The sequence below is a fragment of the Acinetobacter sp. X9 genome, assembly GCF_054889255.1.
In genome coordinates, this window is the sequence record NZ_CM142679.1 from 2,103,609 (window position 1) to 2,123,518 (window position 19,910).

At 36.3% G+C, this 19,910-nt stretch carries 20 protein-coding genes; 11 read left to right on the forward strand and 9 right to left on the reverse strand.

Going from position 1 to position 19,910, the window contains the following annotated elements; genetic code table 11:
* Positions 1–47: 47 nt before the first annotated feature.
* The gene (gene tkt / locus ACYU0V_RS10020) at positions 48–2,036 is read right to left on the reverse strand and encodes a transketolase (protein WP_005076314.1); all 1,989 of its coding nucleotides are present in this window, start codon (positions 2,034–2,036) and stop codon (positions 48–50) included.
* 536 nt (positions 2,037–2,572) lie between these two features.
* Between tkt and metK the strand changes: the two genes are divergently transcribed.
* Positions 2,573–3,739, forward strand: coding sequence for a methionine adenosyltransferase (gene metK / locus ACYU0V_RS10025; protein ID WP_005069601.1), 1,167 nt, complete (start codon positions 2,573–2,575; stop codon positions 3,737–3,739).
* A 128-nt stretch (positions 3,740–3,867) separates the two neighbouring features.
* On the opposite strand, the gene ACYU0V_RS10030 is transcribed toward metK, so the two are convergent.
* Entirely contained in the window at positions 3,868–4,116 is a 249-nt protein-coding gene (locus ACYU0V_RS10030) for a hypothetical protein (protein WP_002121448.1), read from the reverse strand.
* A gap of 259 nt (positions 4,117–4,375) precedes the next feature.
* Here ACYU0V_RS10030 and ACYU0V_RS10035 point away from each other — a divergent pair, with 259 nt between their 5' ends.
* Complete coding sequence (locus ACYU0V_RS10035) at positions 4,376–4,567, forward strand: hypothetical protein (protein ID WP_032034812.1); 192 nt, start codon at positions 4,376–4,378, stop codon at positions 4,565–4,567.
* A gap of 66 nt (positions 4,568–4,633) precedes the next feature.
* Here the strand turns inward: ACYU0V_RS10035 and ACYU0V_RS10040 are convergent, their stop codons facing one another.
* Positions 4,634–5,200, reverse strand: coding sequence for an FxsA family protein (locus tag ACYU0V_RS10040; RefSeq protein WP_002121432.1), 567 nt, complete (start codon positions 5,198–5,200; stop codon positions 4,634–4,636).
* A 493-nt stretch (positions 5,201–5,693) separates the two neighbouring features.
* Between ACYU0V_RS10040 and blaOXA the strand changes: the two genes are divergently transcribed.
* Positions 5,694–6,515, forward strand: coding sequence for an OXA-213 family carbapenem-hydrolyzing class D beta-lactamase (gene blaOXA / locus ACYU0V_RS10045; protein ID WP_461847271.1), 822 nt, complete (start codon positions 5,694–5,696; stop codon positions 6,513–6,515).
* Between the two features lie 79 nt (positions 6,516–6,594).
* Here blaOXA and ACYU0V_RS10050 read toward each other — a convergent pair whose 3' ends face one another.
* Together ACYU0V_RS10050 and ACYU0V_RS10055 are read right to left on the reverse strand one after the other, a co-directional pair.
* Positions 6,595–7,140: a GNAT family N-acetyltransferase gene (locus ACYU0V_RS10050; protein ID WP_141315235.1), complete on the reverse strand. Its 546-nt coding sequence runs from the start codon at positions 7,138–7,140 to the stop codon at positions 6,595–6,597.
* Positions 7,137–7,730 carry a helix-turn-helix domain-containing protein gene (locus tag ACYU0V_RS10055; protein ID WP_017482298.1) on the reverse strand — a complete coding sequence of 198 codons (594 nt, stop codon included), beginning with the start codon at positions 7,728–7,730 and terminating at the stop codon, positions 7,137–7,139. Before ACYU0V_RS10055 ends, ACYU0V_RS10050 begins: the two co-directional genes overlap by 4 nt.
* A gap of 198 nt (positions 7,731–7,928) precedes the next feature.
* On the opposite strand from ACYU0V_RS10055, the gene ruvC reads away from it, so the two are divergent.
* A complete protein-coding gene (gene ruvC / locus ACYU0V_RS10060) occupies positions 7,929–8,474 on the forward strand; it encodes a crossover junction endodeoxyribonuclease RuvC (RefSeq protein ID WP_002121356.1) in 546 nt (181 codons plus the stop codon).
* A 4-nt stretch (positions 8,475–8,478) separates the two neighbouring features.
* Here the strand turns inward: ruvC and ACYU0V_RS10065 are convergent, their stop codons facing one another.
* Positions 8,479–9,939, reverse strand: a complete 1,461-nt coding sequence (locus ACYU0V_RS10065) for an NAD(P)H-hydrate dehydratase (protein ID WP_461847275.1) — start codon at positions 9,937–9,939, stop codon at positions 8,479–8,481.
* A gap of 26 nt (positions 9,940–9,965) precedes the next feature.
* On the opposite strand from ACYU0V_RS10065, the gene queG reads away from it, so the two are divergent.
* Together queG and bioB are read left to right on the forward strand one after the other, a co-directional pair.
* On the forward strand, positions 9,966–11,066 hold the full coding sequence (gene queG / locus ACYU0V_RS10070; protein ID WP_214286403.1) for a tRNA epoxyqueuosine(34) reductase QueG: 1,101 nt from the start codon (positions 9,966–9,968) through the stop codon (positions 11,064–11,066).
* 87 nt (positions 11,067–11,153) lie between these two features.
* Positions 11,154–12,143: a biotin synthase BioB gene (bioB, locus tag ACYU0V_RS10075; protein WP_002121433.1), complete on the forward strand. Its 990-nt coding sequence runs from the start codon at positions 11,154–11,156 to the stop codon at positions 12,141–12,143.
* A 48-nt stretch (positions 12,144–12,191) separates the two neighbouring features.
* Here bioB and ACYU0V_RS10080 read toward each other — a convergent pair whose 3' ends face one another.
* The gene (locus ACYU0V_RS10080) at positions 12,192–12,404 is read right to left on the reverse strand and encodes a hypothetical protein (protein ID WP_002121471.1); all 213 of its coding nucleotides are present in this window, start codon (positions 12,402–12,404) and stop codon (positions 12,192–12,194) included.
* A gap of 63 nt (positions 12,405–12,467) precedes the next feature.
* Entirely contained in the window at positions 12,468–12,818 is a 351-nt protein-coding gene (locus ACYU0V_RS10085) for a hypothetical protein (protein ID WP_017386793.1), read from the reverse strand.
* Positions 12,819–13,263: 445 nt separating this feature from the next.
* Between ACYU0V_RS10085 and ACYU0V_RS10090 the strand changes: the two genes are divergently transcribed.
* The 5 genes from ACYU0V_RS10090 (at position 13,264) to ACYU0V_RS10110 (ending at position 18,955) form a co-directional block, all read left to right on the forward strand.
* On the forward strand, positions 13,264–13,800 hold the full coding sequence (locus ACYU0V_RS10090; RefSeq protein WP_025466589.1) for a fimbrial protein: 537 nt from the start codon (positions 13,264–13,266) through the stop codon (positions 13,798–13,800).
* A gap of 73 nt (positions 13,801–13,873) precedes the next feature.
* On the forward strand, positions 13,874–14,617 hold the full coding sequence (locus tag ACYU0V_RS10095) for a fimbrial biogenesis chaperone (RefSeq protein ID WP_017399866.1): 744 nt from the start codon (positions 13,874–13,876) through the stop codon (positions 14,615–14,617).
* 55 nt (positions 14,618–14,672) lie between these two features.
* Positions 14,673–17,201 carry a fimbria/pilus outer membrane usher protein gene (locus tag ACYU0V_RS10100; RefSeq protein WP_461847279.1) on the forward strand — a complete coding sequence of 843 codons (2,529 nt, stop codon included), beginning with the start codon at positions 14,673–14,675 and terminating at the stop codon, positions 17,199–17,201.
* Positions 17,198–18,217 (forward strand): fimbrial protein, encoded by a 1,020-nt coding sequence (locus ACYU0V_RS10105; RefSeq protein ID WP_104074622.1) that lies wholly within the window; start codon positions 17,198–17,200, stop codon positions 18,215–18,217. The genes ACYU0V_RS10100 and ACYU0V_RS10105 overlap by 4 nt, the downstream gene beginning before the upstream one ends.
* 558 nt (positions 18,218–18,775) lie before the next feature.
* Positions 18,776–18,955: a hypothetical protein gene (locus ACYU0V_RS10110; protein ID WP_031948130.1), complete on the forward strand. Its 180-nt coding sequence runs from the start codon at positions 18,776–18,778 to the stop codon at positions 18,953–18,955.
* A 53-nt stretch (positions 18,956–19,008) separates the two neighbouring features.
* On the opposite strand, the gene ACYU0V_RS10115 is transcribed toward ACYU0V_RS10110, so the two are convergent.
* Positions 19,009–19,860, reverse strand: a complete 852-nt coding sequence (locus tag ACYU0V_RS10115; protein ID WP_174725802.1) for a LysR family transcriptional regulator — start codon at positions 19,858–19,860, stop codon at positions 19,009–19,011.
* Between the last annotated feature and the right edge of the window lie 50 nt (positions 19,861–19,910).

The following is a 19,910-nucleotide window of genomic DNA, read 5'->3' on the forward strand; positions in this document are numbered from 1 at the left end:
ATAAAAAAGCGCTCTATCTAGAGCGCTTTTTTACACTACTTTAATATTTAAGCAGTTAATTCTTTTACGGCTGCAACAACAGCTTCAGTCGTAATACCAAAGAATTGGAACAAATCTTTTGCTGGTGCTGACTCACCATAAGTTGTCATACCAATTACTTTGCCATCAAGACCAACGAACTTCCACCAATAGTCAACATGAGCCGCTTCAACAGCAACACGCGCACGGATATGAGCTGGTAATACTGCTTCACGGTATGCAGCATCTTGCTTCATAAACTCTTCTGCACATGGCATAGAAACTACACGCACACCTTCAAGTTGTGCATAAGCTTCCATTGCTAAAGAAATTTCAGAACCAGTTGCAATAATAATTGCTTTTAATTCGCCTTTTTCTTGAGCAAGTACATAACCACCTTTTGCAGCGTTTTGAATTTGCTCCTCAGAACGTGTTTGGAATGGTAAGTTTTGACGAGAGAAAATAAGTGCTGTAGGACCATCTTTACGTTCTAGAGCAGACTTCCAAGCAATTGCAGTTTCTACAGTATCCGCAGGGCGCCATGTATTTAAGTTAGGTGTACCACGTAATGAAGCAATTTGTTCAATCGGTTGGTGAGTTGGACCATCTTCACCCAGACCGATTGAGTCATGTGTATAAACATGAATTACACGTTGTTTCATTAATGCAGACATACGTACTGCATTACGTGCATATTCCATAAACATTAAGAATGTTGCAACGTAAGGAACGAAACCACCATGCAATGCAACGCCATTAGCGATCGCAGTCATACCAAATTCACGTACGCCATAGTAGACATAGTTACCAGCTGGGTTTTCTTGAACACCTTGGCAACCTTTCCAAAGTGTTAAGTTAGAACCTGCTAAGTCAGCGGAACCACCTAACAATTCAGGTAATAAAGGACCAAATGCTTGTAATGTATTTTGGCTTGCTTTACGAGTTGCAATTGTCTCGCCTTTCGCATTTGTTTCACGAATGAAAGCATCTGCTTGCGCTGCAAATTCTGCTGGTAAGTCACCACTGATACGACGAAGTAACTCAGCCGCTTCAGTTGGATATTTTGCTTGATATTGTGCAAATACTGCATTCCAAGCTGCTTCAGATTCACTACCTTTTGCTTTTGCATCCCATGCAGCATATACATCAGCAGGAATAACAAATGCTTCTTCGTTCCAGCCTAATGCTTCACGAGTTAAAGTAATTTCATCTTTACCTAATGGCGCACCATGACAGTCTTCTTTACCCTGCTTATTCGGTGAACCTAAACCAATAATCGTTTTACACATAATGATTGTTGGTTTCTGAGTTTCAGCTTTTGCTTCGATTGTCGCTTGACGAATCGCATCAGCATCATGACCATCTACACGAAGAACTTGCCAACCATAGGCTTTGAAACGCTCTTCTGTATCGTCGCTGAACCAGCCTTCTACTTCACCATCAATTGAAATGCCATTATCATCATAATAAGCAATCAATTTACCAAGTTGTAAGGTGCCAGCTAAAGAACATACTTCGTGAGAAATACCTTCCATTAAACAGCCATCACCTAAGAAACAGTAAGTGAAATGGTCAACAACTTTTAAATCATCTTTATTAAATTGAGCAGCCAATGTTTTTTCTGCTAAAGCAAAACCAACAGCATTAGCAATACCTTGACCTAAAGGACCAGTTGTCGTCTCTACACCCGGTGCATAGCCATATTCAGGATGACCAGGAGTTCTAGAATGCAATTGACGGAACTGTTTTAAATCTTCAATTGAAAGATCATAACCTGTTAAATGAAGCAAAGCGTATTGCAACATTGAGCCATGGCCATTTGATAAAACGAAACGGTCACGGTTTGCCCATTGTGGATTTGTTGGGTTGTGATTTAAAAACTCACGCCAGACGACGTCAGCAATATCTGCCATCCCCATTGGAGCACCTGGATGCCCTGAGTTTGCTTGTTGCACAGCATCCATTGCCAATACACGAATTGCATTTGCAATACGACGTTCGTTTAAAGGGGTCGTCATAGATCAGAATCCAATTTTAATAGATTGATGAAAAGAAGAAGATGAATAACCATTCAATGCCGCTATATTGTCTTAAAAAAAAGGCCTAGGGTAAACCCCAACACGGTATATTTCTTTATTTTTAACCGTTTCTTGGTTACACAAAAAACATTTGAATCTTTAAGTTATACAAAACAGTGTTCATTTTTCTGCACAACGACTAAATGTAAGAACATTAATCTTGTTAGCTTTTGATATATAGATAAAATATTTAGCCAATCTTGTATGCGTTGATCATGTTTCTTTACTTTAAAATTCAAATTTTGATATTTAAGATTTTTATTAAGTTATATGTTTAAAAAACACACTAGCAACAAGTTGTTAAAATATAAATACTTTAAATTAAAGCTTTCTATATCAATTTTGCTAATACACTTATCAATTAAAACACACTATAAATGAAATAAATTCATGCTTTTTAGTCAGTATGAACTGGTCCTCAAGCTCAAGTCGATGTAACATATTATGTCTTTTGAAATAACCAAGATAGGACTTTCATGCGCGAGTACGCTGTTTTTACCTCGGAATCTGTAAGCGAAGGTCATCCCGATAAAATGGCCGACCAAATTAGCGACGCTATTTTGGATGCAATCTTAAAAGAAGACCCATACGCACGTGTTGCTTGTGAAACACTGGTAAAAACAGGCGCTGTTGTACTTGCTGGTGAAGTAACAACGACTGCTAATATTGATGTTGAAGCTGTTGTTCGTAATACTGTTAACGGTATTGGTTATCACCACTCTGATCTTGGCTTTGATGGATCAACGTGTGCTGTAATCAATATGATTGGTAAACAATCTCCTGAAATTGCTCAAGGTGTAGACCGTCAAAAACCAGAAGATCAAGGTGCTGGTGACCAAGGCCTAATGTTCGGTTATGCAAGCCGTGAAACAGACGTGCTTATGCCTGCGCCGATTTCTTATGCTCACCGCTTAATGGAGCGTCAAGCTGAACTTCGTCGTTCAGGTGCCCTTCCATGGTTACGCCCAGATGCAAAAAGCCAAGTTACTTTTGCCTATGAAAATGGCAAGCCTGTACGTCTAGATGCTGTTGTTTTATCTACTCAGCACGATCCTGAAATTTCTCAAAGCCAGCTTAAAGAAGCAGTTATTGAAGAAATTATCAAACCGATCATCCCTGCTGAAATGTTCCATGCAGCTACTAAGTTCCACATTAACCCAACAGGTATGTTCGTTATTGGCGGCCCTGTAGGTGACTGTGGTTTAACGGGTCGTAAAATTATTGTTGATACATACGGCGGTATGGCTCGTCACGGCGGTGGTGCTTTCTCTGGTAAAGATCCATCTAAAGTTGACCGTTCTGCTGCTTATGCTGGTCGTTATGTTGCAAAAAATATTGTAGCCGCTGGTCTTGCTGACAAATGTGAAATTCAAGTGAGTTACGCAATTGGTGTAGCAGAACCTACTTCGATTTCAATTAATACCTTTGGTACAGCAAAAGTTTCTGATGAGTTGATTATTCAACTTGTACGTGATCATTTCGATTTAAGACCGTTTGGTATTACTCGTATGTTGGATCTTCTTCAACCAATGTACAAACAAACTGCGGCTTATGGTCATTTTGGTCGCGAAGGTTCCGACTCTGCATTTACTTGGGAAAAAACTGATAAAGTTGATGCCCTTAAAGATGCTGCTGGCCTTTAAAATAAAATCGTAAAAAAGCCCGCCATTGAGCGGGCTTTTTTATTTATAGTTCAAATTTTATGGTATGCAGGGTTTAATCTTCTAGCAATCATCCTTGACGCCATATCTTTTGTAGCTGTAATCAAAATCTATTGTCTTGTCGTTTTATCATCCTGATTTAATACATCCAGTAAAGTTGACTGCGTTGGAGTATCTTGATGGTTCTGGATATAAATATGGACAACTTTAAATACAACGACAACAGCTAGACAAGCCATCACACAAAACATCCATAAGCCATACGGGCTTCGAATATGTTGTGAACCACAATATGGACATGATTTATCAGTCGATGCCACAACTTTGTCGCAACACGCACAATGGTATTGATATAGCATAGGTAACCCTCCTTCCCTCATTTCAACCGTTGTTGTTTTAATAGGTTTGCTACATTTTTTAATTTATACATCCTTTATATTTATCCTATGTGAAATGAATAGATAATTCAATCTGGATGAACAATTGAGTCAATTAAAAAATATTAATTAAAAACATATATATAAGTTAAATATTATTTTTATAGGACTATTTTTCTTATTTTGATATTTTGCCAAATTTGTTAAAATAAGCGAATAATCTCATATTTTAGGCAAATGCATGTCACATACAAAGCTCATTAATAAAGGTGGCTTTCGCGAACGAGCTAACAGAAGCCGAGGTTATCAACAATCTGAAAATAAGCAAACAGCCTTAGCTTCAAACAAATACCAGCCTCAAACAAAACCACAAGAAAGCCCAACTGAAGTGGCTCAAACAGATTCTGTTGTGACTGAACATCTAACTAAATAATTTATATCTTCTTAAAATAAAAAAGGCCTAAACTTTAGAGGTTTAGGCCTTTAGATAAGGTATTTATTAATCCTTATTTTTATGTTCAATTTTCTTGTGATCTGGAGTGACTTCTCGCGCTTCTCCGTCAATAATGCTTGAATCACGGTATTGACCTTGACTACCACCACCTTGTTGATTCTGCATATCTTGCATTTGGCGCATTAGATCAGCAAATGGATTTTGCCCACCCATATTACCGCCCATACCACCCATCATTTTATCCATCATAGCTTGTTGGCGTTTTGCCAAAGTTCTCATGGCTATATTACGGAAAGCAGTTTGAACACCAGGGATCAAAATTAAAACCGCTAACACATCAGAAACAAGGCCTGGCAACATTAATAAGAAACCTGCAAAAGCATAAGCAAGTTTTTTAGTTACTGTTGGGTCATTACCGAGTTGGCCAGTCATCTGCATTTGCTGTAATTGAGGCATAATACCAGCAGTACTTCTGCGAATAAGCCCCAAACCAATAAAGAAAGCAAGAATGAACCAAAAGAACACATACCATCCACTGATGAACTGTGCTACGCCAATCCATACGGCAATTTCAACAATCGCGCCCAGAACTACAATAAGAAGTAAATTCATGTAAAACTTTATCTATCTCAAAAAGAAAATTCATTGCAGTTTTATTTGACCCAACCCTACCTAAGTTACAAATAAGGTTTAAGCGTTCCTCTTAGCTTTGATAGTTCTGTCTAATTCCTAAAAATTAACAATGCTATCGGATCAACAAGAGTCTGCAATACTAGAGTACATTTGATTTTAACTCGATAAAAACAAACATGCTTTATTATTAATGAGTGCTGTATCAAGTTTATCAAGTGCGACTTCAATTAGATTTTAATTTTTTTACTCTAGTTAAACGGAAAGTCCTTCAAGAAAGCAGTTTTTTAGTCTAGTTGAAAACTTAGGTTTTTAGAAAATTGGATATATTTCTTTGTTTATATAGTTGTTTAATAAAATTTTAAGAAGTAGTACATAGATATAGAATTTCCTAAATAACTTACATTTTCTCTATCTAAAAGTACCTCTATTCAAGTTAAATTAAAGAATAACTCTTCTAACCCCACACAAACTCATGACTAAAAAAGCTCTTTTCTTTGCCATTGGTACGATGTTTTTGTCTGCATGTTCTTTTAATACGGTAGAACAACATCAAATACAGTCAATTTCTACCAATAAAAACTCAGAGAAAATTAAATCATTGTTTGATCAAGCACAAACTGAAGGTGTTTTAGTTATAAAACGTGGGCAAATAGAGGAAGTCTATGGCAATGATCTTAAAAGAGCATCAACCGAATATGTTCCCGCCTCTACCTTTAAAATGTTAAATGCTTTGATTGGACTTGAGCATCATAAAGCAACACCAACTGAAGTGTTTAAATGGGATGGGCAAAAGCGTTTATTTCCCGATTGGGAAAAAGACATGACATTAGGCGATGCGATGAAAGCTTCTGCTATTCCAATTTATCAGGAACTAGCTCGACGAATTGGCCTTGATCTTATGTCTAAAGAGATAAAACGCATTAGTTTCGGTAATGCTCATATTGGTTCAACAGTAGATGATTTTTGGCTTGTTGGTCCACTTAAAATTACACCTCAACAAGAAGCCCAGTTTGCTTATGAACTAGCCCATAAAACTCTTCCTTTTAGCAAAAATGTGCAAGAACAAGTTCAATCTATGCTGTTCATAGAAGAAAAAAATGGACGGAAAATTTATGCCAAAAGTGGTTGGGGATGGGATGCTGACCCACAAGTTGGTTGGTTTACAGGCTGGGTAGTTCAACCTCAGGGAGAAATTATAGCTTTCTCACTTAATTTAGAAATGAAGAAAGGCATACCTAGTTCTATTCGAAAAGAAATTGCTTATAAAGGATTAGAGCAGCTAGGTATTTTATAATTTGAACTTTATAGCCCAGCTTATATTCATCCTTATAAACTGGGTTATTTTCAAACTTAAAATTTGAAAGCTTTATTGTTTATCCATCAACTGGGATATGCGGTGTATTTAAATTTAACTGATAGAAAGCAGCATCTAACCATTGGCCAAACTTAAAACCGACTTGCTTAAAAGTACCTGCATGAATAAAGCCCATTTTTTCATGCAAACCAATACTTGCTTGATTGGTTGCATCAATACAGCCTATCAATACATGTAAGTCTGCCTCTTGAGCACGCTTAATCAATTCTTGCATTAAAATTTTGCTTAATCCGCCGCCACGATGTTCATGATGAATATAAATACTATGTTCGACCGTATATTTGTAGGCAGGAAAAGCTCTAAAAGTTCCCCAACTTGCAAAACCTAATAACTTGTTTTTCTCATCTACAATACCAATGACAGGAAAACCATTTTCTCTTTTAACTGCAAACCAGTTTTTCATCGACTCTTCAGAGCGCGGCAAATAGTCATACAAAGCAGTAGAATTGATAATTGCTTCATTCAAAATATCTAATATAGCCTTTGCATGTGTAGCTTCATGACAATCGATTAAACGTAAATTTGGATTAAGATTTTTAATCATGAAGATTCCTTAAGAATAGAGACGAGCTCATTACATACAACTAAAATATATCGAGCAGCTTTAGAAGAAGGATTGCTATATATGATCGGTTGATCTAATTGCATCGCCAAACAATCCCCCTCTTGTAAAGCATAAAAGTTTTCACCCAATTGAATATCAATTTGCCCCTCTATTACCCAAATTTGCTGTAATACAACTTTAGAATTCGTACTTGTTTCATAAGTAACTCGAGATTGAGCTGGAAATTCAATTTCAACGATCTGAAATGGAGATTTCCAATTTGGAGGCGAAACTTGACGGCGAATATATCCCGTTTCTGGATCTTTCCATTCTGCTTGTTGAGTACGCCGTACCATAGGTTGAGGCGATTGAGTATTCTGGGGCGAATCAAATAGCTGAGTCAAAGGCACCCCTAAACCATTTGCTAGCTTTTCAAGAACAACAGCTGTAGGGCTCGCTTCTCCTCTTTCAATGAGTGAAATTGCAGAACGGCTTACCTGACATCGACTAGCAAGAATATCTAGGGTATATCCACGCGCTAGACGTATTTCACGCACTTGCTGCGCAATGCGGATATTAATATCTTCCATCTACCGATAAACTTTAATTCCAAAATTATAGATAAGTATTCCACTAAAATAGAATTACATCAAATGATTTTAAAGATATAAATTGGTTCGATAAAAAACCGAAAAATAACCATTCATCGCAGCATTCTTTAAATTACGCATGCAGAACCTTTTTGGCTATGTAACAATACTCTCTAAACTATTTATATAAGTCTTCACATGGCATTGATTATTGGTATTGATCCGGGTTCACGCTTAACAGGTTATGGAATCATTGAAAAAGATGGTAGTAAACTACGTTTTGTTGATGCCGGTACAATCCGAACAGAAACTCAAGAAATGCCAGAACGCTTAAAACGTATTTTTGCTGGCGTTGAGCGAATTGTGAAATTCCATGGTCCAACTGAAGCTGCGGTTGAGCAAGTCTTTATGGCTCAAAACCCAGACTCTGCCTTAAAACTAGGACAAGCCCGTGGTGCTGCCATAGCCGCATTAGTGAATTTAGATTTACAAGTTGCAGAATATACTGCCCGTCAAATTAAACAGTCTGTGGTTGGTTATGGCGCTGCCGATAAAGAACAAGTTCAAATGATGGTGATGCGTTTACTTAATTTGACCATTAAACCTCAATCCGACGCAGCCGATGCCCTTGCTGCTGCCATTTGCCATGCTCATGCATCGGGAAGCATGAGTAAACTTTCTGTTTTAAATGCCTTAGGTGGTATGGCACGTGGGCGAAGTCGTTCTAGCAGTCGTAGACGTTAAAAATTTATTGATTTACAACCTGACTAATGGCTTGATTCATTTGGTAAGCCTGTAAACCACGCATACCTTGTTTTGCAAGTTCATCACCTGCTTGAGCATGCAGAGTCACTATCTCATGTAATGCAATACCTTTGTGGAACTGAGCTTTTAAGCTCGCAATCATTCCTGCTAACACATCTCCCATTCCACCTGTTCCCATACCAGCATTACCTTGCGTACAGATATACAAATTATCTTCTAAAATTAAGCTACCCGCTCCTTTAAGCACCCAATGGCCAGCATATTTTTGTTGTAAGGCATAAATTGCAGCAATTCGGTCATTTTCAATTTGCGCTGTAGAGCAACCAAGTAAAGTAGCGGCTTCACCAGGATGAGGTGTGGCATAAATATGTGTATTTAACTTTTCAGGCTGTTTAGCTAGAAACCATAAAGCATCTGCATCTAAAACAACTTCTAGGCGTGTACTCTGATTTAACAAATTAAACCATTGTTGGTAAATCTGCTTTGCCCAATCGTCACGGCCTAATCCCATTCCAAAGCAGACTGCATCGACCTGAGATAGAATCTCTTTAATATTGTTTTCATCTAAAGCATTAATATCACGAAGCATAATATTAGGTGCCCGCGACAAAATGGCCTGATGGTGGTTGCGATGACAAACCACTGTCACTTTGCCTGCACCCGCATGAAAGGCAGCTTCAGCAGCCATAATAACTGCACCGCCCATTTGCTCATGTCCACCCACCACTAAAACATGCCCATAACTTCCCTTATGGCCAAATGCCATACGCTGAGGAAGTTTAATGTTTGTGGGTGACAAATAAGCTAAGGGTTTCAACTCGTGGTCTATAGGAATTAGACTAACTAAACGAACTTGTCCCGCATATTCTTTTCCTTGTCCTGTAAACAATCCTGCTTTAAGGCCTAAAATAGTAAAGGTATGATCAGCTCTCACTGCACAAGGTAAGACTTGTCCTGTATTTGCTTGTAATCCGCTAGGTATATCAACTGAAATTTTTAGACCAGATTGTTCATTAAATTGTTGAATAGCCTGTTGCCAATTAGTATTTAATTCACGATTTAAGCCTACGCCAAATAACGCATCAATATGACAATCAAATGTTCTTTTAATATCAAAATTTGGATGAATTTGGGCTTTCATTTCTCTAGCAAATTGCGCTGCACAATGTAAATCGGTTGACTCACCCAATTGAGCTGCAAAGATTTCAACATGAAATCCAGCTTGTTTCAGATAAGTTGCTATAAAGTAACCATCACCTGCGTTATTGCCTTGTCCGCACCAAATAGCAATATTCTTAATAGCCCGATCTTTAAAAAGCTCAATAAGTTGCTGTGCAATTGACCAAGCTGCTTGTTGCATTAAACCTAATGAGGAGTTTTGTGCAGCAAACCAACGCTGCTCCCATGCTCGAATATCATCGCTATGATAAACTACCGCCTGCATATTATTATCCTCTTGCATTTTGGTTTATGACATCTTCCGACACATCACGCATTGCAGTGCAACAAATTGATCCACATGAATTAAAAGCATGGATCAAAGCTCAAGCATTAGACTTGGGTTTTGCTGATTGTGTCATCGCAAAACCAGATGCTCAAGAGCAAATGCCACGTTTTTTAGAGTATCTTGAACGTGGTTATCATGCAGATATGACCTATTTAGAAGAAAATTTAGAAAAGCGAGCTGATCCAACCCTATTAGTGCCTGGTACAAAAAGTATTATTTGTGTCCGCATGAATTATCTTGTGGAATCTCCAAAGCCTCGATATGTACCTTTAGAGCCTAATTCTGCCATTATCGCCCGCTATGCACGTGGCCGTGATTACCATAAAGTCATGCGTGGTAGATTGAAAACGCTAGCAACACGAATTCGTGAAAAAGTTGGTGACTTTGAATCTCGTCCTTTTGCAGATTCGGCGCCTATATTTGAAAAATCATTAGCTGAAAGTGCTGGAATGGGTTGGACAGGTAAACATACTTTGCTCATTCATAAAAAGTCAGGTTCTTTTTTCGTATTAGGTGAGCTATTTACATCACTCGAGCTACCTTTCGACGAGCCTGCAACAGCACATTGTGGTTCTTGTAGCGCTTGTATTGATATTTGCCCGACGCAAGCAATTGTCGAGCCTTATATGTTAGATGCAAGACGTTGTATTGCCTATTTAACTATCGAATATAAAGGAATTATTGCTGAAGAATTACGTACAGGTATTGGAAACCGAATATTTGGTTGTGATGACTGCCAGTTAATTTGTCCTTGGAATAGCTTTGCCAAAACAGCATCTATTTCTGATTTTAATCCTAGACATGGGTTAGATAATATTAGTCTGCTTGATATCTGGCAGTGGGATGAAGCCACTTTTTTAGCCAATACGGAAGGTAGCCCTATCCGCCGGACAGGTTATCAATCATTTAAACGTAATATTGCAATCGGATTAGGAAATGCTCCTTATTCAAAAGAAATTGTAGATCAACTACAAAATGGCAAAAATTTACATGACGAAATCGTCAATGTGCATATTGATTGGGCAATTGAACAGCAACTTAATCAACTTCAGCTATCAAATTAAAAAAATGATGTTTTTTGCCCTATAGCTTTAATACGAATTCTGTATGATTATGTATAGTGAATTAATGCCATCATCATGGATATGACAATGACTCTACGTAATGATTGGAATCGTGAAGAAATCCAAGCTTTATATGAACAACCTTTTTTGGATTTAGTTTTCAAGGCTCAACAAGTACATCGTGAGCACTTCACTGCCAATTCAATTCAGGTCAGTACCCTTTTATCTATTAAAACGGGTAAATGTCCTGAAGATTGCAAATACTGCTCACAATCGGCACATTACGAATCAAAACTAGAAGCAGAAAAACGTATTGCTGTTGAAAAAGTGATTAGTGAAGCAAAAGCTGCAAAAGATTCAGGTTCTTCACGTTTTTGTATGGGTGCTGCTTGGCGTAACCCACATGAGCGCGATATGCCTTATGTTTTAGAAATGGTACGTGAAGTTAAAGCATTAGGTTTGGAAACCTGTATGACTTTAGGCATGCTTAACCAATCTCAAGCAGAACGCCTAAAAGTTGCTGGTTTAGATTACTATAACCACAATTTAGATACATCTCGTGAGTATTATTCTCACATCATTAGTACTCGTACTTTTGATGACCGTTTAAATACGCTTGATTATGTTCGTCAAGCTGGTATGAAAGTTTGTAGTGGCGGTATTGTAGGTTTAGGCGAAAGTCGTGAAGACCGAATTGGTTTATTACATGAACTAGCTACCCTACCAATTCACCCTGAATCTGTGCCAATCAATATGCTTGTTCCTATTGAAGGAACACCTTTAGCTGATGTTGAAAAGCTTGATGTAATTGAGTGGATTCGTACTATTGCTGTGGCGCGTATTATCATGCCGCATAGTTATATCCGTCTCTCTGCGGGCCGCGAATCATTAAGTGATTCAGACCAAGCATTAGCATTTATGGCTGGTGCAAACTCATTATTCTCTGGTGATAAACTACTAACCACACCAAATGCCGGTGAAGGTAAAGACCAAGCTTTATTTAATAAACTAGGTTTAACGGCTGAAAAACCAAAGCCAACAGTTGCTGATTTATCAGTAGATGCAATGAGTGCTTAACTCAAATTAGAAAATTTAAAAGCCCTGATTATTCAGGGCTTTTTTCATTTATATAGAAGTTACTAATATTCCGTAAGTAGCATTCAGAAAGGTTCCGACTCGAATAATATCCTTTCCTGCTGCATGCGTTACTGTGAATTCTTGGCTCAACACATCAAAATTAAAAGAATCAAAAACATCTTGATGGTGTAAAAGCCAAGTCACTGTATCTGCTACATTTTCATCCGCAATATAAGTTAAAGCCTTGAAGTCTTTACTCATAAATAACTCTTAAAAATAAATTTTATGAATTTTATATGAGTTCACTCTACCTTAAAAGAAAATCTAAGCTGCTTTAGGATTTACTAACGAATGACCTGATAACAGACTTGCCAAGGCTTGAGGTGTAAATTCTAAAGAAAGCACATGATTTTTGAGATTGACTGAATGCTTGCTAATTAATGGAAGTAAGCCATCTTCTGTTTCAAAAACATATTCATCTGCAATATTTAAGATACCTTCAAGGTTTGTCGTACTTGAAGCAAGATCATGGCTAAAGATGTCATAAATCGTTTGCAAGTTAAACGTTGTTTGCTGCTCCGTCGGATGCTTGATGAGATAATCCTTTAAAAATAAAACTAATTTATGAGCAAAGAAAAAGTAATTAGGTTTATAGCTATACTTCATAGTATTCATGGAACTGAACTCCAGATTATCTTTTATTGAATTACAACTAAAACAGTAGGAATTGAACCTTAAAAAATTCTTAAAAAATTAAATATATTTATAAGATACACACAAAATAATTTTATTATTAAAAAACAAATACTTATATAAAAATATTAAATATTTATTATCTTAAATATTTTAGAATTACATTAATTAAATAGAATACAAGCACTTAGATATTACCAGTTTTTAAATTTCATTTTAAGTAAAAACCAATTTGCTATTTTACCAAATGATAAAAATAATTTTTTTTAATTTTTATTAATAAAAACAATTGATCAAAATATATATAAATATAATGTTTCTCTTGTTTTTTGATTGAAAAGTGATATATTTCCTTCGCCTTACTTAATCAGAATAAAATTACTGAAAAGTAATGGATTTTATTTTAAAAATATATTTTGGGGATTTTATGAAAAAGTTTATTTTTGTGGTGGGGGTTTCTCTCTTAAATATAGCAAATGCACAAGCAGCAGATGGCACAATTACTATTAATGGTCTTGTCACGGATAATACTTGTACTATTGATACTGGAGATAAAAATTTAACAATCAATTTGCCTACTGTTTCATCTCAAACCTTAAAAAATGCTGGTGATGTAGCTGGTCGCACACCTTTTCAAATTAATTTAACGAACTGTGCTGCTGCAGGTAAAGTCGCAACTTATTTTGAACCAGGCGCAACCATTGACTTTAATACGGGTCGTTTATTAAACCAAGCAACTTCTGGTGCAGCAACAAATGTAAATATTCAGTTACTTGGCAGTAATAACGCTGTAATTCCTGTACTTGCTACAAGCACAAATGAAACTCAAACGAATTCACAATGGGTAAATATTTCAGCAGGCGGTAGTGCTGATCTTAACTATTATGCCGAATATTATGCTACAGGTGCTTCTACTGCTGGTACGGTAACATCGCAAGTAAAATACACGATCATTTATCAATAAACTTAAAATTGAAGCTTCTATTCATGAATAGAAGCTATCTCCTTCCTATTATTTATTATTGAGAATATGACTGATGCTTTTTCGTGGTCGTAAATTTTTTTGGGGATTAGTTTGTCTGCAAGTAGCGCTCACTACTACAGGCCATACTGAAATTGTTTTACATGGTACTCGTGTCATTTACCCTTCAAATGCACGTGAGATCACATTACAACTAAGTAATAACGGCACGGCCCCGTCTCTTGTTCAAGCATGGATCGATGATGGAAATGCAAATTTAACACCAGATGAAACAAATGTACCTTTCATTATTACTCCACCAATTTCAAGAGTAGAAGCAACTAAGGGGCAAACCTTAAGAATTACAGCGTTGCCTACTACATCTCAACTAAGCCAACAACAAGAATCTATTTTTTGGCTTAATGTTTTAGATATACCTCCTAAACCTGAAGGGAGAACTCAACAAGGTCAAACCACAACAACCTCTAACAATTTTTTGCAACTCGCTGTTCGTTCGCGAATTAAATTTTTTTACCGCCCTATAGATCTAAAAGAAAATATTGATCAACTAAGTGACAAAGTCGAGTGGAAAATAAATGATCAATATCTAATGATAAAAAATCCGACACCTTTTTTTCTTACTATTACCTCCATTTTTCAAGGAAGTGAAGGCCATAAAACAGACTTATTGCAACAAGGCTTAATGATTGCCCCTTATTCAGAGGATAAAATTAAACTAAAAAATAAAAACTTAGCCGATATGAGCTTTGTATATATCAATGATTACGGTGGACGAGTTGAACACCCAATAAAATTCTAACCTCATTGTATTACTTAAGAAAATTTAAAACCTATCATGAATAGACTCTAGAACTATGTCTAAATGGTTTATACCTTATATATGTTTAAAAAGCCCCTTTACTTGGTATGTCGTCTCAAGTATTACGCTATTCATGCCTGTGGCTATATATGCTGAAAATAATACTGATGCTCCACATTTTACAAAGGCTGAATTTGATAGCAATTTCTTAGTAGGTAATGCACAAAAAATTGATATAGCTCGCTTCAAATACGGAAACCCGATCTTGCCTGGTGAATATAGCTTAGATGTTTATATTAATGGTCAATGGCTGGGTAAACGGCGTATGCGATTTACTGCCCCAGCTCCTAACACAAATGCTGAAACATGTTTTACAGAAGCCGCGTTGCTTGAATATGGCGTAAAAGCTGATGTTCTAAGTCAACATGATTCTAATTCATCACCTTCATGTAAAGCTCTCGCGTCATGGATAGATGGTGCTTTTTATGTATTTGATAGTTCCCGTTTAAGAATTGATATTTCGATCCCGCAAGTCGTCTTAGAAAAAAATCCGCAAGGCTATATCGATCCACATTTATGGGATCGCGGTATTAATGCAGCTTTTTTAAGCTATAACGCCACAGCATATCGAATAGTCAATGAACAACATCAAAATAGTTATGCTTTTATGGGAACCAATCTTGGAGCAAATTTAGCAAGGTGGCAGTTTCGCCATAATGGACAATGGAAATGGCAAAGCCAATCTAATAATTCTTCTTATACATCGACAAATACATATATACAAAAGGCGTTTCCCGATATTCACGGTGTTGTGACTTTAGGAGATTATTTTACTAATAGCGATTTTATTGACTCTTTGCCCTATCGTGGAATGAATATTTCAAGTGATGACCGAATGCTTCCAAATAGCATGCTCGGTTATGCTCCAAGAGTTCGAGGTTATGCCAAAACCAATGCAAAAGTCGAAGTTAGACAACAAGGTAATTTAATTTACCAGACCACTGTTCCACCTGGGAACTTTGAAATTAATGATCTCTATCCCACAGGATTTGGAGGTGAATTACAAGTTTCGGTACTTGAATCTAATGGAATAGTTCAAAAATATTCTATTCCATATGCTTCTGTCATTGAAATGTTACGTCCTCAAATAAGCCGATATTCATTCACGTTAGGACAATTTCGAGACCCAAACATTAAGTTAACTCCATGGCTAATACAGGGTAAATATCAACGCGGAATCAATAATTACCTTACAACTTATAGCGCAATTCAAGGAACGCAGCAGTATTTCTCTGTATTGTTAGGTACAGCTTTTTCAACGCCAGCTGGTGCTATTTCTTTTGATGCAACTCAGTCAAATGCCAATTTTTCCCATCAACCTAAAATGACAGGGCAAAGTTATCGTCTAAGTTACAATAAGTTATTTTCTCCAACGCATACTAACTTAACACTAGCAACTTATCGTTATTCAACACAAAACTATATCAAGCTACGAGATGCAATTTTAATTCGGGACTTACAAGAGCAAAACATTGATAGTTTTTCGGTAGGTAAGCAAAAAAGTGAATTCCAGATTAATTTAAATCAAGCTCTTCCAAACCAATGGGGAAATTTCTATTTAGTAGGTTCGTGGACAAACTATTGGAACCAGTCTACTACTAATAAGCAATTCCAATTAGGTTATAGCAACCAATTTAAAGATTTAACTTATAGTTTCTCTGCAATTAATAGTGAAACTATTGAAGCTGGTGGGCGAGCTGACCAAGATACTCAATACCTCATTTCTCTATCCTTTCCCTTAGATTTTAAGAAAAGCTCTTTAAATTTAAATAGTCTTCTAAGTAAAGATAGCCAAATTTTGAGTTTTAGCGGTTTTACAGGAAACCGTTTGAATTACGGCGCATCAATTTCTAGTCAAGACCATGGTCAAACAAACCTCAACATTAATGGCAACTATAAGACAAACTACACAACATTAGGTGCTTCATTCAGTTACGCTGACTCATATCAACAAGAAATGCTTAACTTGAGTGGCAATATCGTTGCCCACTCCGAAGGAATTCTATTTGGGCCAGATCAAGCACAAACAATGGTTTTAGTTTATGCACCAGATGCAACAGGAGCACAAGTCGGTAATACACCAGGCCTCAGCATAAACAAAAATGGATATGCGGTTATCCCCTATGTTACGCCTTACCATATGAATGACATTAGTCTTGATCCGCAAAACATGTCTACTCAGGTTGAGCTAGCTGAAACTAGCTTACGTATTGCTCCCTATGCAGGCTCAATCACTAAAGTTCAATTCACAACAAAAAAAGGTTATGCACTTTTTATTAGCACGACCACTTTAGATGGCTCACACTTACCTTTTGCAGCACAGGTATACAACCAAAATAACGAAGTGATAGGTATTGTTGCGCAAGGCAGCCGTATTTATTTACGAACCCCTTTAACACATGACCGTTTATATGTGAAATGGGGTGATAAGAGTACTGAAAAGTGCGAGCTTGAATACGATATCACGGATCAAATAAAGCATAACAATCAGTCAATTATTATGACAAACGCAGCGTGTAAATGAACAATATCTTAAAAAAAATTGGATTTTTGGCGATGAGTCTATTTGCATATAGTCATACAAATGCAAATTGCATTCTAAGTAAAGGGTTTAAAACAATAGACATTATAATGACAGTTGGAACAATTGTAGTTCGTCCTACGGACCCTATAGGGACTATCTTACAGAAAAGTACATTTGCAATTTCTCCAAATGACTCAACTGCAACTTGTAACCGTCCCGGTGATCTGATTAATGCCATCCTCCCTTTAAATTATCCTATTAGTCCTATTGGAAATAATGTCTTTGCGACAAATATACCTGGTATTGGTATTCGTCTTTATCGCGAAACATCAGATGTTTCAGATTTTACAGGATATTATCCATACTCACAGCCATTACCTCCAAATACACCATATACGCTTTCACAAGGATATTTCGTTATGGAGATAATTAAAACTGCTGAAATTACTGGCTCTGGAGCATTAGTAGCTGGCCGTTATAGTAGTTATTATGTAACAGGACAACTAAATCGACCTTTATTAACAACAACTGTATTAAGTAATGCTCCTATCCGAATTGCATCTTCATCGTGTGAAATTCAAAATGGTGTGGATATACCCATTCAGCTCCCAACTGTTACAAAGTCAGGTTTTAAAGCGATTGGTTCAACCCAAGGAGAACAGAATTTTAATCTATCAATTTTATGTAACGGCGGCGAAAATACTTCTGGTATATCTACAAGTAATATGATCAGTTTAAGTTTTGATTATACTTCTGACTCTACAAATAATCAGGTCATTAATAATAGTGCCGCGGACTCAACCAAAGCCAATGGTGTGGGTGTAGAATTATTATGGAATATGAATGGTGCCACTACCCCAATTCAAAAAACAATAAAACAAAATATAGGCATAGTCAGCTCTAATCAGACTATAGAGTACGATATCCCCTTAACTGCTCGTTATTATCAGACCGCCACCAATGTGACCGCAGGTGAGGTTAAAGCCACTGCGACGGTGACTATTCACTATGATTAATTTATCTCTTAAAATTTACTAAAAATAATTAAGCTTAGCTCAGCTAAATAATCTTAAAACTTAATATTTCCAAAATTTTGTAGTTATATTAAAAAGTCCCATAAAAAAATGCTCATAAGCAAAAATAGCAAATGAGCATTAGTGATAACCACTTAACCTGAAATACAAATTGTGGGAAATAGATCACAATTTGCATTACTATAATTCCAAAATTTAGCTTAAAAATCAAGTCTTTTTTTTAACAAAAATTTAAATAATCACATTAAGATATTGTTTTATAATAATTAAAAAATTAAATTTATATTTTAGAATCCTATTTTATAGTGTTTCTAAAGAATTATCATTCTATTAATTAATAAAAACTTAATTTTAAGAAAAAAAGAAAGAAAGCGATACATATGACCTAAAAATAATTTATTTTATTTTCATAAGCTTAATAGAAAATGAATTTTATAAAATTATAAAGAATTACATAATCTATAATAAAAAAAACATAAATAAATTTAGAAATCCCCTTCAATTACAAACAATATTCTTAGGCTTTTATCAGAACGTAACATGCTCATTTTTTGGAAAATATTATGTATTGTTTTACTAAGTCTAGGAGCTACAAGTATAGGTTACGCGATCAGTAAAATTGATCTTTTTCTTTTCCTCATAGGGCTACTTTTACTAATATCTTTTATTTTAGCTTTAAAACAGGCACGTGAAGATGCAGGCTTTTTTTCTGATAACTAGATGAAACCACTTGGGTGTAACTATCAATTTCTACCTTGTTTATTAAAGAAAATTTATATTTTGAAAGGTTCGAAGCAGCTTACTAGAAAATCCATTACTACACGTATTGCAGGGCTATGCCTTAAATCTTCGTGTGTGACTAACCATATTTCAGCACTCATCGGATAATCATCTTGTAATCTGACCAAATTACTAAGAGCTCCTAAAAAATCTGGTAAGACCGCTAAACCAATTTCCCCACATGCAGCTCTCCACTGTAACTCGGGATTATTGCTAACCATTATCGGTTCTTTATGATTTAACCTTTCTTTTAACTTTTGCTGTTTTTGACCATGCACTCCCCCCACTTCTACACTAATCCATTCATAATTTTCAGGATCTGTTGAAGCTAAATAATTTGGACCTGCATATATTCCAAAAGGTATTTCACCTACTTTTCGAGCAACTAAATTTTCATCCTTAGGACGTCCAAATCGTACCGCAATATCGGCCTCACTATGCTGTAAAGAAACATAATGAACATCACCGAGCACCCGTAATTTTAATTGCGGATAATGGCGATAAAATTTACCCAAATGAGGCATGATGAGATGTGCAGCAGTTAAAGGAGGCATACTAATAGAGACACTTCCCATTACTTCTTGCTGACCTGCTTGAGTTAAACGTTCAATAGAAAAAGTTTCTTCCATCATACGAGCAACTACTTGTGCAAGACGTTCTCCGTCAGGAGTCAGAATGTATGTCCGTGGCCTACGATCAACTAATTTAAGTTTTAAATTTTGTTCTAGCTGGGCAATTCTTCTAGATACAGTTGCATGATCTACTCCCAATTTTCTGGCAGCAGCAGAAAGTGACTTTTCTTCTGTAAAAACTGAAAAGTAATGCAAATTTTCCCAATCAATCATTGTGCAAATTTTCACATTAGAAGTGTATTAATATGGAATTGTACACCTTT

What these genes read in the sequence shown, in the direction of transcription:
- ACYU0V_RS10115 (WP_174725802.1), bottom strand. Translation starts at nt 19,860, where the DNA reads ATGATTGATTGGGAAAATTTGCATTACTTTTCAGTTTTTACAGAAGAA.
- ACYU0V_RS10095 (WP_017399866.1), top strand. Translation starts at nt 13,874, where the DNA reads ATGCTTTTTCGTGGTCGTAAATTTTTTTGGGGATTAGTTTGTCTGCAA.
- ACYU0V_RS10080 (WP_002121471.1), bottom strand. Translation starts at nt 12,404, where the DNA reads ATGAGTAAAGACTTCAAGGCTTTAACTTATATTGCGGATGAAAATGTA.
- ACYU0V_RS10035 (WP_032034812.1), top strand. Translation starts at nt 4,376, where the DNA reads ATGTCACATACAAAGCTCATTAATAAAGGTGGCTTTCGCGAACGAGCT.
- ACYU0V_RS10085 (WP_017386793.1), bottom strand. Translation starts at nt 12,818, where the DNA reads ATGAATACTATGAAGTATAGCTATAAACCTAATTACTTTTTCTTTGCT.
- ACYU0V_RS10040 (WP_002121432.1), bottom strand. Translation starts at nt 5,200, where the DNA reads ATGAATTTACTTCTTATTGTAGTTCTGGGCGCGATTGTTGAAATTGCC.
- blaOXA (WP_461847271.1), top strand. Translation starts at nt 5,694, where the DNA reads ATGACTAAAAAAGCTCTTTTCTTTGCCATTGGTACGATGTTTTTGTCT.
- ACYU0V_RS10055 (WP_017482298.1), bottom strand. Translation starts at nt 7,730, where the DNA reads ATGGAAGATATTAATATCCGCATTGCGCAGCAAGTGCGTGAAATACGT.
- ACYU0V_RS10105 (WP_104074622.1), top strand. Translation starts at nt 17,198, where the DNA reads ATGAACAATATCTTAAAAAAAATTGGATTTTTGGCGATGAGTCTATTT.
- ACYU0V_RS10050 (WP_141315235.1), bottom strand. Translation starts at nt 7,140, where the DNA reads ATGATTAAAAATCTTAATCCAAATTTACGTTTAATCGATTGTCATGAA.
- tkt (WP_005076314.1), bottom strand. Translation starts at nt 2,036, where the DNA reads ATGACGACCCCTTTAAACGAACGTCGTATTGCAAATGCAATTCGTGTA.
- bioB (WP_002121433.1), top strand. Translation starts at nt 11,154, where the DNA reads ATGACTCTACGTAATGATTGGAATCGTGAAGAAATCCAAGCTTTATAT.
- metK (WP_005069601.1), top strand. Translation starts at nt 2,573, where the DNA reads ATGCGCGAGTACGCTGTTTTTACCTCGGAATCTGTAAGCGAAGGTCAT.
- ACYU0V_RS10065 (WP_461847275.1), bottom strand. Translation starts at nt 9,939, where the DNA reads ATGCAGGCGGTAGTTTATCATAGCGATGATATTCGAGCATGGGAGCAG.
- queG (WP_214286403.1), top strand. Translation starts at nt 9,966, where the DNA reads ATGACATCTTCCGACACATCACGCATTGCAGTGCAACAAATTGATCCA.
- ACYU0V_RS10090 (WP_025466589.1), top strand. Translation starts at nt 13,264, where the DNA reads ATGAAAAAGTTTATTTTTGTGGTGGGGGTTTCTCTCTTAAATATAGCA.
- ACYU0V_RS10030 (WP_002121448.1), bottom strand. Translation starts at nt 4,116, where the DNA reads ATGCTATATCAATACCATTGTGCGTGTTGCGACAAAGTTGTGGCATCG.
- ACYU0V_RS10110 (WP_031948130.1), top strand. Translation starts at nt 18,776, where the DNA reads ATGCTCATTTTTTGGAAAATATTATGTATTGTTTTACTAAGTCTAGGA.
- ruvC (WP_002121356.1), top strand. Translation starts at nt 7,929, where the DNA reads ATGGCATTGATTATTGGTATTGATCCGGGTTCACGCTTAACAGGTTAT.
- ACYU0V_RS10100 (WP_461847279.1), top strand. Translation starts at nt 14,673, where the DNA reads ATGTCTAAATGGTTTATACCTTATATATGTTTAAAAAGCCCCTTTACT.